The following is a 356-nucleotide window of genomic DNA, read 5'->3' as shown; positions in this document are numbered from 1 at the left end:
CGGTCGAACTGCATACCTTCAACCACTTCCAGTTCGTCGGCGAAGCCTTTCGCTTCTTCAACGGTGATCACGCCTTCTTTACCAACCTTTTCCATCGCTTCAGCGATCAGGTTACCTACAGTCTCATCAGAGTTAGCAGAGATAGTACCTACCTGAGCAATAGCTTTGGTGTCTTCACATGGCTTGGCCTGTGCTTTCAGCTGTTCAACAACTGCTGCAGTAGCTTTGTCGATACCGCGCTTCAGGTCCATTGGGTTCATGCCAGCAGCAACGGCTTTCAGACCTTCGTTAACAATCGCCTGAGCCAGAACAGTTGCAGTGGTAGTACCGTCACCAGCCTGGTCGTTAGCCTGGGA

Annotated in this window: 1 protein-coding gene; it reads right to left on the bottom strand. The window is 51.4% G+C overall.

Going from position 1 to position 356, the window contains the following annotated elements:
- A partial coding sequence (locus B2Z72_RS08385) for a TCP-1/cpn60 chaperonin family protein (protein WP_297004535.1) occupies positions 1-356 on the bottom strand: 356 nt, incomplete at both ends.

The organism is Thalassolituus sp. UBA6592 (genome assembly GCF_002433655.1).
Lineage (GTDB): Bacteria > Pseudomonadota > Gammaproteobacteria > Pseudomonadales > Oceanobacteraceae > Venatoribacter.
The sequence above is the reverse complement of the archived record's forward strand: the minus strand, read 5'-3'. Positions and strand labels throughout refer to the sequence as shown.